General features: G+C 68.1%; 10 protein-coding genes. 7 read left to right on the forward strand and 3 right to left on the reverse strand.

From position 1 onward, the window contains the following. Positions 1 to 14: 14 nt before the first annotated feature. Positions 15 to 632 (forward strand): 4'-phosphopantetheinyl transferase family protein, encoded by a 618-nt coding sequence (locus EV650_RS17850; protein ID WP_166678210.1) that lies wholly within the window; start codon positions 15 to 17, stop codon positions 630 to 632. Here EV650_RS17850 and EV650_RS17855 read toward each other — a convergent pair. Continuing rightward, a complete protein-coding gene (locus EV650_RS17855) occupies positions 563 to 1,963 on the reverse strand; it encodes a class I adenylate-forming enzyme family protein (protein WP_134120197.1) in 1,401 nt (466 codons plus the stop codon). The two genes, EV650_RS17850 and EV650_RS17855, sit on opposite strands and share 70 nt — an antisense overlap. 416 nt (positions 1,964 to 2,379) lie before the next feature. On the opposite strand from EV650_RS17855, the gene EV650_RS17860 reads away from it, so the two are divergent. From EV650_RS17860 to murQ, 5 genes are all read left to right on the forward strand, one after another. After that, a complete protein-coding gene (locus EV650_RS17860) occupies positions 2,380 to 4,908 on the forward strand; it encodes a glycoside hydrolase family 3 N-terminal domain-containing protein (protein WP_238174296.1) in 2,529 nt (842 codons plus the stop codon). A 10-nt stretch (positions 4,909 to 4,918) separates the two neighbouring features. Further along, positions 4,919 to 6,193, forward strand: coding sequence for an exo-beta-N-acetylmuramidase NamZ family protein (locus tag EV650_RS17865; protein ID WP_238174297.1), 1,275 nt, complete (start codon positions 4,919 to 4,921; stop codon positions 6,191 to 6,193). Next, the gene (locus EV650_RS17870) at positions 6,190 to 7,914 is read left to right on the forward strand and encodes a serine hydrolase domain-containing protein (RefSeq protein ID WP_134120199.1); all 1,725 of its coding nucleotides are present in this window, start codon (positions 6,190 to 6,192) and stop codon (positions 7,912 to 7,914) included. Before EV650_RS17865 ends, EV650_RS17870 begins: the two co-directional genes overlap by 4 nt. Before the next feature lie 36 nt (positions 7,915 to 7,950). Then, positions 7,951 to 8,838 carry a MurR/RpiR family transcriptional regulator gene (locus EV650_RS17875; RefSeq protein WP_134120200.1) on the forward strand — a complete coding sequence of 296 codons (888 nt, stop codon included), beginning with the start codon at positions 7,951 to 7,953 and terminating at the stop codon, positions 8,836 to 8,838. Positions 8,839 to 8,938: 100 nt separating this feature from the next. After that, on the forward strand, positions 8,939 to 9,832 hold the full coding sequence (murQ, locus tag EV650_RS17880; protein WP_134120201.1) for an N-acetylmuramic acid 6-phosphate etherase: 894 nt from the start codon (positions 8,939 to 8,941) through the stop codon (positions 9,830 to 9,832). On the opposite strand, the gene EV650_RS17885 is transcribed toward murQ, so the two are convergent. Together EV650_RS17885 and EV650_RS17890 are read right to left on the reverse strand one after the other, a co-directional pair. Continuing rightward, positions 9,806 to 10,984, reverse strand: coding sequence for a low temperature requirement protein A (locus EV650_RS17885; protein WP_202874744.1), 1,179 nt, complete (start codon positions 10,982 to 10,984; stop codon positions 9,806 to 9,808). The genes murQ and EV650_RS17885 overlap by 27 nt on opposite strands. 10 nt (positions 10,985 to 10,994) lie before the next feature. After that, positions 10,995 to 12,440 carry a ketol-acid reductoisomerase gene (locus EV650_RS17890; RefSeq protein WP_134120202.1) on the reverse strand — a complete coding sequence of 482 codons (1,446 nt, stop codon included), beginning with the start codon at positions 12,438 to 12,440 and terminating at the stop codon, positions 10,995 to 10,997. 215 nt (positions 12,441 to 12,655) lie between these two features. On the opposite strand from EV650_RS17890, the gene EV650_RS17895 reads away from it, so the two are divergent. Continuing rightward, positions 12,656 to 13,207, forward strand: a complete 552-nt coding sequence (locus EV650_RS17895) for a hypothetical protein (RefSeq protein WP_134120203.1) — start codon at positions 12,656 to 12,658, stop codon at positions 13,205 to 13,207. The last annotated feature ends 33 nt before the right edge of the window (positions 13,208 to 13,240 follow it).

Genomic DNA, 13,240 nt, shown 5'->3' on the forward strand with positions numbered 1-13,240 from the left:
GCGGGAGGATGTCAATGAGTTACCTTCTTTCGGTGGTGGTGGGAGATCCGGTTCATGTCTGGGTGGCGCCGGCCGGCGCCGAGCCGCGGGCCGCGGCCCACAACCTGTTGCTCGACCTGGCGAGCACGCTCATCAGCAGTCCTTCGCTGCACCACGACTCCGACGGCCGTCCGCACGTCCCCGGGCTCGCTGTGAGCCTCAGCCACACTCACGACCTCGTGGTGGTCGCAGCCGCGGCGGACGGTCCTATCGGCGTGGACGTCGAGGAGCTGCACCCGCGTGAGGTGCGCGAGCTGGCCAACCGCTGGTTCGCGCCGGAGGAACTCGACTGGATGTCCACTCAATCGAGTCAGCTCAAGGCATTCCTGCTGTTGTGGACGGCCAAGGAAGCGGTCGGCAAGGCACTCGGTCGCGGTCTCCGGCAGTCGGGGCTGCGTCGCCCGATGCCGCTCGGCGGCGGCGCGGTCGAGTCCGAACCCTCGCTCCTGGTGACCTACGTGCCGTGGAAGTACGCCGTACTCGCCGTCGCGGCGCCGATCGGGCTCACCGAGATCGTCGTACGTCACGAGACGGCCTTGCGGAGCGTGGAGAGATCGCGGACGAGTTTGCCGGTTGTTGTCCGAGGCAACTGATTGAGCAGATGCAGGGTCCGGGGCCGTTTGTACGACGCCAACTGCTGGGCGAGCTCGGCTTCGAGGTCGGCTACCGGACGCGGCTCGTTCAGCTGGACGTACGCAGTGATCGCGCCGTCGAAGGCAACCACCGCCGCCTCGACACCACGCAACGACGCGAGTGTGGCCTCGACCTCTGTCAGGTCGACCTTCAGCCCGCCGACCGAGACCTGCGAATCCAGCCGGCCCTTGATGCTGACCAGTCCGGTCCCGGGATCGACCACGCCGGCGTCGCGAGTGTGCAGCCAGCCGTCGGCCCATCGGGTCGGGTCGGACAGGCCTAGGTACGGCGACTCCGGGCGGCGGATCTGGAGTTCGCCGTCGACCGCGCGGACCTCGATCCCGGGCGCGGGCCGGATCGCCGGACGATGCTCGCCGTACAGGTCGGTGCCGATCACCCCGACCTCGGTCATCCCGTACATGTTCCCGAGCGGTACGCCGTACTTCTCCTCGAACGCCCGCCAGACCGCCGCCGGCACCAGCTCGCCGCCGGTCGTCATCCGCTTGAACTGCGGCAACCACGGCGGATCCTGCACCGAGGCGAGCAGCCCGATGTGGAACGGCACCCCGAGCACGGTCGCCGGCGTCGTCGCGGACCCGATCGCCTGCAGAATCGCGTCCCCGGTCAACCGCGCCGGCGGAACGAGCTCGACCCCGGCGTGCAATCCGTACAGCAGACCGCCGACCAGACCGAGCACATGCACCATCGACGGCAGCAGGATCAGCCGCTCACCACGCTGCGGGACACCGTCGATCTGTGTGTACCGCAGTACCTCCGCGACCAGGTCGTCCGCGGTCCGGCCGATCACTTTCGACGGGCCGGTCGAGCCAGAACTCAGTTGTACGACGGCATGCGACGTACCGGCCGGATGGCCCGAGTAGCTCGCCAGGTCCGTGTCCACCTCGACGAACGTCCGTAGCCCGGCCGGCACCGGTTGCGCCGGCGACACCACGACCTGCGGCACCAGCCGCTCGATCGCCCGCCGGACCTCGTAGTCGGTCAGCCGGTGGTCGAGCAGGATCGCCTGCCCGCCGCCGCGCCAGATCGCCAGCAGATGCGTCACGAACGCCATCGACGGCGGCAACCGCAACGCCACCGCACCACCCGGACGGAAACCGGACTGGGCCAATTCTTTTTGCCGATCCCGGACCAGCTGCCGCAATTTCCCGAGATCAACCGGATCGGGGACCCGAAAGCAGATATTGTCGTCCGGGCCGGCCAGGACGACCTCGTCGACCCACTCTGCCCCTTGCGTGGTTCCGGGCACCACGACAGCACCGTCCATGGTCATCCGAGCTCCAGAGTTCGTTATACACAAGGGATTCGAAGACCAGTGCCCCCACCAAGGCCTGGTGATGACGCGACGATACGACACGATCACGCGACTGCGCCATGAACCAGAAGTAATGGGTCCATTACCACTGGCAACCCCTCGATTGTGCCTTTCATTTGAACAATTGAGAAACCTTCTGAAATGACTCGGCCGGTTAGAATTTGGCCTAGTCGCAGCAATCCGCAACGGGTTCCCCCGGGTCGATCGATCCACCACCCGGCGGCCCGCCCGAACCGCATCGGGTGTGCTGCCGCACGTCACCGACTCTTGACCCACCGTGCGCGCGTGGGTAACTTTCGCGTCGCGGGGGAGTATCTGTAATTGAATTACCTTGGCGTTCGCCCCTGCCCGCCCGGACTGAGTTGGTGACACCCATGGAACTGACCCGCCGCCAGACCCTCGGACTCGCGGCGGCAACCGTCGCCGGGACGACGGTTGCCGCGACCACGAGCGCCGATGCCCACCCGGACCGTTGGGTCCGCGACACCCTGAGCCGGATGACGCTCGAGCAGAAGGTCGGCCAGCTCTTCGTCTGCTACGCCTACGGTCCGACGGCCGCCACCGCCGACGCCCGCAACACCAGCCTGTACGGCGTTGCCACGCCGGCCGAGGTGGTCGGCAAGTTCAACCTCGGCGGCGTCATCTACTTCACCTGGACCGACTCGACGAAAGACCCGCAGCAGATCGCCGGCCTGTCGAACGGCCTGCAGGCCGCGTCGATCGCCAACACCGGCGTCCCGCTGCAGATCGGCACCGACCAGGAGTACGGCTCGGTGGTGCGGGTCGGACCGCCCGCGACCCAGTTCCCCGGCGGTATGGCGCTCGGCGCGACCCGCTCCGCGACGTACGCACGCTCGGCCGGCGCGATCGCCGGCCGCGAGCTGAGGGCCCTCGGGATCACCACCGACTTCGCCCCGGACGCCGACGTCAACGTGAACCCGCTGAACCCGGTGATCGGCGTCCGCTCGATCTCCTCCGATCCAGCTCTGGTCGCCCAACTGGTCGCCGAACAGGTCAAGGGCTACCAGCGCGACGGGCGGATCGTCTCGACCGCCAAGCACTTCCCGGGCCACGGCGACACCGCCACCGACAGCCACACCGGCATCCCGGTGATCGACCACACCCTCGAGGAGTGGACCCGGATCGACCTGCCGCCGTTCCAGGCCGTGATCCGGGCCGGCATCCAGTCGATCATGACCGCGCACATCGTCGTACCGGCGCTGGACCCGTCCGGTGATCCGGCGACGTTGAGCCGGCCGATCCTGTCCGGGATCCTGCGCGGGCAGCTCGGGTTCGACGGGGTCGTGATCACCGACTCGCTCGGGATGCAGGGTGTCCGGGACAAGTACGGCGACGCCGAGATCCCGCTCCGGGCGATCGAGGCCGGCGTCGATCAGCTGCTGATGCCGGTCGATCCCGGTCTGGCGTACAACTCGGTCCTCGACGCCGTCCGTGCCGGCCGGATCAGCGAGGCCCGGATCGACGAGAGCGTCAAGCGCATCCTCACCCTCAAGCGATCGACCGGCCTCGTCGACGACCCGTACGTCGACCCGGGCCGCATCGCGAAGCTCGTCGGTACGCGGGCCAACTACGCCGAGGCCCAGCGGATCGCCGACCGCAGTACGACGCTGCTCCGCAACGACGCCGACCTACTGCCGCTCTCCCCCGCACCACGGACGATCCTGGTGACCGGGTACAGCCCCGCCGCCTTGGCGACTGCTCTTCAAGCCCGCAGCGCGACCACGATCGTTAAGGACACCGGCACCACGCCGACCGACGCCAAGATCGCGGATGCGGTGGCCACGGTCGCGGATCTCACGGTGGTGCTGACCAACAAGGCCTGGGATACCGAGGTCACCGACAAACAGGCCAAGCAGCAGAAGCTCGTCAACGCCCTGCTGGCGACGGGCCGGCCGGTGATCGTGGTGCCGGTCCGCGACCCGTACGACGTCGCGTACTTCGACCCGGCGCCGACGACCCTGGTCACCTACGGCAGCACCGCACCGTCGATGGAGGCGCTCGCCAAGGTCCTGTACGGCGAGATCGCGCCGACCGGCAAGCTCCCGGTGGAGATTCCGGACCTGCACCCGTTCGGCCATGGACTCACCTTCGACCCGAAGCAGACCCGGCTGACCGTTGCGTCGTACAACATTCATGCCGGCGCCGGCGAGGACAACGTGTTCGACCTGGAGCGCACTGCCCAGGCTCTGAAGGCCCTCGACGCGGACGTCATCGGTCTGCAGGAGGTCGACGTCCACTGGGACGTGCGCAGCCAATGGCTGGACACCATCGCCGAGCTGGCGACCAAGCTAGGGATGCACTCGGCATTCGCGCCGATCTACGACCTCGACCCGCCCGCGGCCGGTCAGCCAAGACGCCAGTACGGCGTGGGACTGCTCTCCCGCTTCCCGCTGGTCCGGACCGAGAACCACTCGATCACCCGGCTCTCCACCCAGGACCCGAACCCGGTGCCCGCACCCGCGCCCGGCTTCCTCGAGGCCGAGCTCGACGTCCGCGGCCGACGGCTGCATGTCTACTGCACGCATCTGGACTACCGCGGCGATCCGACGGTGCGGACGCTGCAAGTGGCTGACACGGTCAAGATCCTGGCCCAGGACCGGAAGAAGGACCTGCAGATCCTCGTCGGTGACTTCAACGCAGAGGCCGACGCGCCTGAGCTGGCCGGGTTGTGGACGCGCCTGACCGACTCGTGGACCGCGGCCGGTTCGACGACCGGTGGGCCGTACGCCTACCCGGCGGTCGCCGCCAATAAGCGGATCGACTTCGTCACCGTCGGTACTAACCTGAATGTGCTCCGTGCCGAAGTGCCCGCCGAAGTCCCGGTGGAGCAGGCCGCCAGCGACCACCGCCCGATGATCGCCGACCTCTCGTTCCGTCCCTGAGGAGATGTCCATGAAGCGACGTAGTTTGCTCGCCGGCGCCGGTGCGCTGGCCGCCGCCCCGCTGATCGACGTACCGGCCGCGCAGGCTGCGCCGAAGCGTGGGGTGATGACCGGCGCCGAGGTGCTCGCCAAGGACGGCTGGCGCGTGCTGGCCGGTCAGAAGGTCGGCGTGATCAGCAACCCGACCGGGATCCTGCCGGACTACCAGCACATCGTCGACACCATGCACGCGTCCGGCAAGGTGAACATCGTCGCGGTGTTCGGCCCCGAGCACGGCTTCCGCGGCAGCGCGCAGGCAGGTGGGTCGGAAGGCGACCACATCGACCCGCGGACCGGGATCATGGTCTACGACGCGTACGGCGCGGCCGCGGACAAGCTGGCCGGCCTCTACACCACGTCCGGCGTCGAGACCGTCGTCTTCGACATCCAGGACGTCGGCGCCCGGTTCTACACCTACATCTGGACGATGTACGAGGCGATGCTGGCCGCGGTCCGCACCGGCGCGAAGTTCGTCGTACTCGACCGTCCGAACCCGGTCGGCGGGTCCGCGCGCGGTCCGATGCTGAAGCCCGGCTACACCTCCGGCGTCGGCAAGAAGGAGATCCTCCAGCAGCACGGCATGACCGTCGGCGAGCTGGCCCGGATGTTCAACGCGGAGTACCTGCCGCTGGAGCCGAACGGCGGCCGGCTGAAGGAGCTCCAGGTCATCGAGGTGGCGAACTGGAAGCGCGACCAGTTGTACGACGACACCGGCCTGACCTGGGTGATGCCGAGCCCGAACATGCCGACCCCGGACACCGCGCTGCTCTACCCGGGCCTGTGCATGTTCGAGGCGACCAACATGTCCGAGGGCCGCGGTACGACGCGACCGTTCGAGCTGATCGGCGCGCCGTACGTCGACTACAGGTGGGCCGAGGCGCTGCAGACCAAGAACATCCCGGGCGTCGCGTTCCGGGAGGCGTACTTCACGCCGACGATCAGCAAGAACCTGAACGTGCTCTGCGGCGGGGTCCAGGTGCAGATCACCGACCCGAACCGGGTCGAGGCGATCACCGCGGCGACCCACATGATCGTCGAGGCCCGTAAGCTCTACCCGGAATTCACCTGGCGGGCGGAGACCCCACCCGGCCGGTGGATCGATCTGCTCACCGGATCGGACCGGTTCCGGACCATGCTTTTGGCGGATGCGTCCGCCGAGGAGATCGTGGCAGCCTGGAAGTCCGAGACCGACGCCTGGACGGCCCGACGGGCGAAGTACCTTCTGTACAAGGGCGCGCACCGATGAAACGGCTTGCCGCGCTCACGATTGCTTCGGCGGTGATGCTGACGATGGGAACGCCTGCGGTTGCTGGCGGCAACAATTCCGGCTGGTTCGACCACCCGTACGACGGGTATGCGCCGAAGTCCACGCTGCTGCGCGACTCGACCCCGGCGGCCGCGGGCCTCGATCCGGCGCCGATCGACGCGGCGCTGACCCAGGTGGCCGGCTGGACCCAGCCGAGCGGTACGACGAAACCCCTGTACGCCGGCGCGGTCACGCTGCTCGGCCACGACGGGAAGGTCGTCACCCGAACCGCCACCGGCCTGGCGCTGAAGTACGCCGACGGCGCGGGGACGGAGCTGCCTCCGGATCAGCAGATCCCGATGCGGACCGACACGATCTTCGACCTGGCATCGGTGTCGAAGCTGTTCACGTCGATCGTGGTGCTGCAACTGGTCGAGAAGGGCAAGGTCGACCTCGACGCACCGATCGCGACGTACGTCCCGGAGTTCGCCGAGAACGGCAAAGAGGCGATCACGATCCGGCAGGCGCTCACGCACACCACCGGCCTGCCGTCGTGGCTGCCGTTGTGGAGCGCGCAGCCTGATCCAGCCTCCCGGCTGCACATGGCGTTGACCGCGAAGCTCATCAACCCGCCGGGCAGCACCTACCTCTACAGCGACCTGAACCTGATCTCGCTCGGCGAGGTCGCGCATCGCGTGACCGGCAAGACGCTGGACAAGCTGGTCGCCGACGGGATCACCAAGCCGCTGCGGATGCGCGACACCGGCTACAACCCGGACCCGAAGAAGAAGCCGCGGATCGCGGCGACCGAGTTCCAGACCGCGCCGCCGCGCGGGATGGTGTGGGGCGAGGTGCACGACGAGAACGCCTGGTCCCTTGGCGGTGTCGCCGGGCACGCGGGCGTGTTCAGTACTGCGGACGACCTCGCGGTACTGGCGCAGGCGTTCCTGAACGGCGGCAGTTACGGCGGGGCCCGGATTCTCAAGGAATCCTCGGTGACCGCGATGATCACGAACTTCAACCAGGGCTTCCCGGGCAACGACCACGGCCTCGGTTTCGAGCTCGACCAGCGCTGGTACATGGGCGGTCTGTCCGGCCCGCGGACGGCCGGTCACACCGGCTACACCGGTACGTCGATCGTGATCGACTTCGACTCCCGGTCGTTCGCGATCCTGCTCACCAACCGGGTCCACCCGTCGCGCGACTGGGGTAGCAACAACCCGGCCCGCCGCGCCGTCACCCAAGGTCTGGCGCTCGCCCTCGGCGTCGGCCCACGCCACGGCAAGGACGCCTGGTTCTCCGGTACGACGGACAACGCGACCACCACCCTGTCCACCAAGGTCGCCGTACCGGCCGGTGGCGCGAAGCTGGCGTTCGACCTGTTCGTCGACACCGAGGACACGGATCTGCTGTATCTGGAGACGTCCACGGACGGGACGACCTGGACGAAGGTGCCGTTCTCGGTGCGGGACCGGGGCTCGGTGATCGACACCGACGGCTCGATCAGCGGCTCCGGCGACCGGCACTGGCACCAGGCGACCGCCGAGCTGGGCGCCGGCGAGCAGACGATCCGCTGGCGGTACACCAGCGATCCGCTGTACCAGGGCCGCGGCGTGTACGTCGACGGTGTGAAAATCACGAGCGGGGATGGTGTTCTTCTCGATGGTGAACGAACGCCTGAATCATTTACCGCAACAGGTTGGAGACTTTCGCGTCGGTGACCCCACTTCGTGCATAGTCGCCGTACCGTGGCTGTCATGAATTCAACAACCTCTCCAGAACCCACGGGACCGCTGCTGGTCCGGGTCCGCGCGGTGATGCCCGCGCTGGCGCCGGCCGAGCAGCGGGTCGCGAACGCGGTCCTCGCGGACCCGGGCGGAGTGGCGGCGATGACGATCTCCGAACTGGCCGAGGTGGCGTCCACCTCCGAGACCACGGTCATCCGGTTCTGCAAGCAGATCGGTGTCCCCGGCTACCCGCAGCTCCGCCTGCAACTGGCGGCGCAGTCGGCGACGGAGAGCCTCCGGCCCGAGGTGGGCGGGGACATCGAGCCCGGCGATTCGCTGGCCGACGTGGTCAGCAAGGTCGCGTTCGCCGACGAGCGGGCGGTTCGCGAGACGGCCCAGCAGATCGACGTCGACGCGCTGGCCAAGGTCGTCGACGCGGTGGTCAAGGCACCGCGGGTCGACCTGTACGGGTTCGCCGCGAGTTCGTTCGTGGCGCTCGACCTGCAGCAGAAGCTGCACCGGATCCGGCGGGTCGCGTTCGCCTGGTCCGACGTACACATCGCGCTGACCAGCGCAGCGCTCCTCGGTGAGGGCGACGTCGCGATCGGCATCTCGCACACCGGTACGACGGTCGAGGTCGTCGAGGCGCTCGAGGAGGCGGCCAAGCACGGCGCCACCACGGTCGCGGTAACAAACTTTCCGCGCTCGCCGCTGGCCCGGACCGCGGACCTGGTGCTGACCACGGCCGCCCGCGAGACGACGTACCGCTCCGGGGCGATGGCTTCACGGATCGCGCAACTGACGGTGATCGACTGCCTGTTCATCGGGGTCGCTCAGCAGGTGCTGCCGGACGCCCGGAAGGCCCTCGAGGAGACCGCCAGCGCGGTCCGCGGGCACCGACTCAAAGGATCCGAGTGAGGTCAACCCACCCCCTCCCGCCTTTGGCTTTCCTTCCTTCCCTTTCCGTCAAAGATGAACGGAATTGAAAATCCTTCAGTAGGAAACTAACATCGTTCTCGTGACCTCACCGACCGAGCAGCGCAACCCCAGGACGCTCGCCATCGACGCGGTGGGCACGTCCGAGATCCTTCAACTGGTCAACAACGAGGACGCCCGGGTCGCGGGTGCCGTCGGCGTTGTCATCCCCGAGCTGGCCAAGGCCGTCGACGCCGCCGTCGAGGCGGTCCGTGGCGGCGGCCGGGTGCACTACTTCGGCGCCGGTACGTCGGGGCGCCTGGCGGTCCTGGATGCCGCCGAGCTCCTGCCCACGTTCCACGTCCCGGACGGACTGGTGGTCGCCCACCACGCCGGCGGCATGGAGGCGCTGCTGCGCGCCGTCGAGAACGTCGAGGACTCCGAGGAGGGTGGCGCCGCGGACGCGGCCACAGTCACCGGTCAGGACCTCGTCGTGGGCCTCGCCGCTTCCGGAAGTACGCCGTACGTCGCCGGAGCCTTGAAGGCCGCCCGCGCGGCGGGAGCGACGACTGTCCTCGTCACGTCGAACCCCGACGCCCCGCTGGCACCGCTGGCCGACGTCGTGATCGCGGCCGACACCGGCCCGGAGGTCATCGCCGGCTCGACCCGGCTGAAGGCCGGCACGGCGCAGAAGATGATCCTGAACGCGTTCTCGACGACGCTGATGATCAAACTCGGCCGCACCTGGTCCAACCTGATGGTCGACCTGGTGGCGACCAACAAGAAGCTCCGCGGCCGGATGCTCCGGATCCTCGCCGAGGCCACCGGCGCCGACGACGCTGCTTGCGAGACCGCCCTGGCGGCCGCCGACGGCGAGCTCAAGCCGGCCCTGGTGCATTTGCTGACGGGCACGCCGATCGCGGAGGCCCGAGCCGCCCTCGAGGCCGCCCACGGCCGCGTAGCCACCGCCCTAGCCGAGCTCGGGAACCCCAGCTGAGCGCTGCACCGGCGGGTGTACGACGAGAGTCGCCACGATCAGCGCCATGAAGACGGCGGTGAGGGCGAACGGGATCGGGATCAGCGGATCCAGCAGGACCAGAACGGCGCCGAGCGGTACGACGATGTTGACGGTCCGATCGGCGTTGTCGCGAATGGCGATCCACCAGATGCCGAGCACGAAGATCGCGATCGGGACCGTCACCGTGTAGGACGCGGCCACCTCGCTCAGCTCGGTGTGATGGGTGATGCTGTCGATCTCGACCTCGATACCGGCCGAGAACGCACCGGCCGCCGCGAACACGAAGTAGTGCAGGTACCCGTACCGCAACGAGCGCGCCAACGACGTGATCGTGGTGTGGTGTGGCGGCCAGAAGTAGATCCACCACATCGCGGCCGTGACGACCAGCGTCAGCACCGAGAGCGAGATCAGCGGGCCGAGCGACTCGTGGTCGTGGACGGCCTCGATGATCGCGTTGGCGGACGCGAGCAGGCTTTCACCGAGCAGGATCAGGGTGAAGAGCCCGTACCGTTCGGTGATGTGGTGCGGGTGCCAAGGCGTCGTACCGCGCCGCTCGGCGACCACCGGCAGGGCGAGCTCGGCGATCGCGAACACCACGACCCCGTACTTGAAGATCCCGGCCGGGACCAGGAGCAGCAGCACCCAGACCACCTGGATGGCCGCGATCCCGCCCGCGTAGATCTGGGTGGCGCGGCGTGCGGAGCCGGCCGACCGGGATGCGCGCAACCACTGCGCGACCATCGCGATGCGCATCACGACGTACCCGATGACGGACACGGTGAAGTCGTGGTCGACGAACACCGGCTCGATGCCGGCGGCGAGCACCAGAACGCCGCTCATCTGCAGGATCGTCAGGACCCGGTAGAGCCAGTCGTCGGTGGCGAACGAGGTGGCGAACCAGGTGAAGTTCATCCAGGCCCACCAGATCGTGAAGAACACCATCGCGTACCAGCCGATCCCGCTGACGATGTGCTTCTCGCTGAGGGCGTGGTGCAGTTGCGACGCGGCCACGCTGACCGCCACCACGAACACCAGGTCGAAGAACAGCTCCAGCGACGACGCGACCCGCCCCGGCTCGTGCGGGTCCCTGGGACGCATGGGGATCAGCCGTGACCGGGTCATCGTCGTCATGGCGCCCAGGCTAAACGGATATGTCCACCGAGGGCCGGAGCTTCGCGGCTGCGGCCAGGGCGTCGTGCGCCGGGTTGTCTTCGAAATCCTTGAGCAGTGCGGGGTCCGCAGGGTGGTCGAGGTGCGGCAGCGCGATCTGCTCGTACGCCGCCTGGAACCGCGGACCCCATCGCCGAGTACCGAGGCGGGCGGTCCGCGAACAGTTGTCGACCATGTAGGCGACGTCGCGGGCGTGCATGTACGGCAGCAGCGAGTCGACCGCCTCGATCACCGACTCGTTCACGATCTCCGACCACGCGTGCCCGCGGGCGGCGAACTCGTCAACCTGCGCCATCATCGTGGCCACGAACAATCCTGCCGTGACCGCATCAATGTTCTGAGCTGCTGTTGCTCGGCGGGCGTGCACCTCGGCGCTGTGGGTCCACATCGGGCTGCCGCCGATCTCGGTCATCGGCCGGGTCGCCAGGCGCTGCTCGGCGAGGATCACGCTACGGAGTTCGGTGCCGTCGGCAACTTCGTCGTAGATCTCCGCGACCAGGTCCCGGGCCGGGCCGTACGCCGCGGAGTAGGCACGGTCGAACAGGTCCACGTCCCCGCTCGCCGCCCGGACAGCGACCAGCCCGTCGTCCGAGATCGTCCGCGCGATCGGCCCGGTGATCGCCTCGGTGGAACGCTCGTACGCCGTCACCGGATCGGCACCCTCGATCCGGAAGTGCCGGTACAGCACCTCCACCAGCCCATGCACCGCGCCGAGCAGGATCGCCCGCTCGCCGACGATGTCGGACCGGTACTCGTCGGCCAGCGTCGTCGCGAAGGTGTACGGCGAACCGAGCCCGATCGACCACGCCAGCGCCCGGTCCCACCCGTGACCGTCCGGATCCGCGTGTACGGCGATGCTCGCGTTGATCCCGGCTCCGTTGATCGTCGCGCCCTGCTGGTACAGGCGGCGGACCGAATCACCCATGCCCTTGGGACACACTGCGATCACCGGATGCCCGTCGGGAAACGAGCTGCCGATCGCGGTCAGGTGACCCAGGAGGAAACCATGGGACAGACCAATGGTCGCGCCGGGCTTGAGTACGGCGAAGATCTGCTCGTGGTTCGCAGCCAGCGCGGCGTCCGCGATCAGCAGGATCACCAGGTCGGACGCGGCCGCGACCTCCAGCCAGTCCCCCAGCGTCCCGTTCTCCTCGGTGAACCCGTGCTTCCGCGCGTCCTCCGCCGAGGCCGACCCAGGTCGCAGGCCAACCGATACGACGACCCCGGTCCCGTCGAGCGAGTCGCGCAGGTTCTGCGCCTGCGCGCGCCCCTGCGGCCCCCATCCCAGTACGCCGATGCGCTCCACCCCGTGCAGCGCCTCAACCAGCAACGGAAACAGATCCCGCCCACCCCGCACGATGGACTCAGTCCCGCCCGGCACGACCATGCTCTCAACCCGAAACACCGAACTCTTCATGCCACCAGTCAAAGGGCGGTGCGACCATTGCAGCAAGCGCAATGTCCGCACCGCCCCGTTGCAGCTTGTGAAACACAGTCCACACCCGAGGACCTTTGGCGGCCAAGAAAAGGCCTTGCGGCCTTGGTACTCGACGACATCAGCCGCCTATTTTGAGCTTGGTTCTTCCCGAGCACGGGGAGCCACCATCAGATGTTGTCAACGGGGAGCACAGTATGTCTCAGCAGCACCAGCAGCCAGGTCCACAGCATCCGGTGGGGCAGATGGCTCCGCCGCCTGGCTATGTTCTCAAGAAGAAGACCCACCGGTTCCGCAACTTCGTGGTCTTCCCGTTCTTAGGCTTCATCGCCCTGATCGTCGTCATCGCGGTCGCCTCGAACAGCGGCGGGGGCGGCGGCAGCGCCACCACGGCAGGTGACACGAAGACCGCCGCTCCGGCCGGCCGGAACGAGCCGTACGCCGTTACGTTGGGGAAGGCCTTCCAGGTTCCTGGCACCAAGCACCGGATCGACGCCGGCTGGAAGATCAACTACCAGCAGTACGTCGGCTCCCAGCTGGTCGGCTCCGTGACCAACGTCAGCACGGACACGAGTACCGCGTTCTTCAGCGTGAAGTTCCTCAAGGGCAACAAGGTGCTGGCCAACTTCCAGTGCAACACCGCCGAGCTGGAGCCTGCCCAGACGGAGCACATCGAGTGCTACAACGAGGTGACGACCACGCAACGCCTCACCGGCTGGGACACGGTCACCGCGGAGGCGACCTTCTGACAAACCCCGGGGACCTGCGACAGGGCATTGCCT

The sequence above is a fragment of the Kribbella kalugense genome (genome assembly GCF_004365875.1).
Taxonomy (GTDB): domain Bacteria; phylum Actinomycetota; class Actinomycetes; order Propionibacteriales; family Kribbellaceae; genus Kribbella; species Kribbella kalugense.

Bases quoted from the DNA above. Each gene is read 5' to 3' on its own strand.
- EV650_RS17860 (WP_238174296.1), top strand. From the start codon at position 2,380: ATGGAACTGACCCGCCGCCAGACCCTCGGACTCGCGGCGGCAACCGTC.
- EV650_RS17885 (WP_202874744.1), bottom strand. From the start codon at position 10,984: ATGACGACGATGACCCGGTCACGGCTGATCCCCATGCGTCCCAGGGAC.
- EV650_RS17890 (WP_134120202.1), bottom strand. From the start codon at position 12,440: ATGAAGAGTTCGGTGTTTCGGGTTGAGAGCATGGTCGTGCCGGGCGGG.
- EV650_RS17870 (WP_134120199.1), top strand. From the start codon at position 6,190: ATGAAACGGCTTGCCGCGCTCACGATTGCTTCGGCGGTGATGCTGACG.
- EV650_RS17850 (WP_166678210.1), top strand. From the start codon at position 15: ATGAGTTACCTTCTTTCGGTGGTGGTGGGAGATCCGGTTCATGTCTGG.
- EV650_RS17875 (WP_134120200.1), top strand. From the start codon at position 7,951: ATGAATTCAACAACCTCTCCAGAACCCACGGGACCGCTGCTGGTCCGG.
- EV650_RS17855 (WP_134120197.1), bottom strand. From the start codon at position 1,963: ATGACCATGGACGGTGCTGTCGTGGTGCCCGGAACCACGCAAGGGGCA.
- EV650_RS17865 (WP_238174297.1), top strand. From the start codon at position 4,919: ATGAAGCGACGTAGTTTGCTCGCCGGCGCCGGTGCGCTGGCCGCCGCC.
- EV650_RS17895 (WP_134120203.1), top strand. From the start codon at position 12,656: ATGTCTCAGCAGCACCAGCAGCCAGGTCCACAGCATCCGGTGGGGCAG.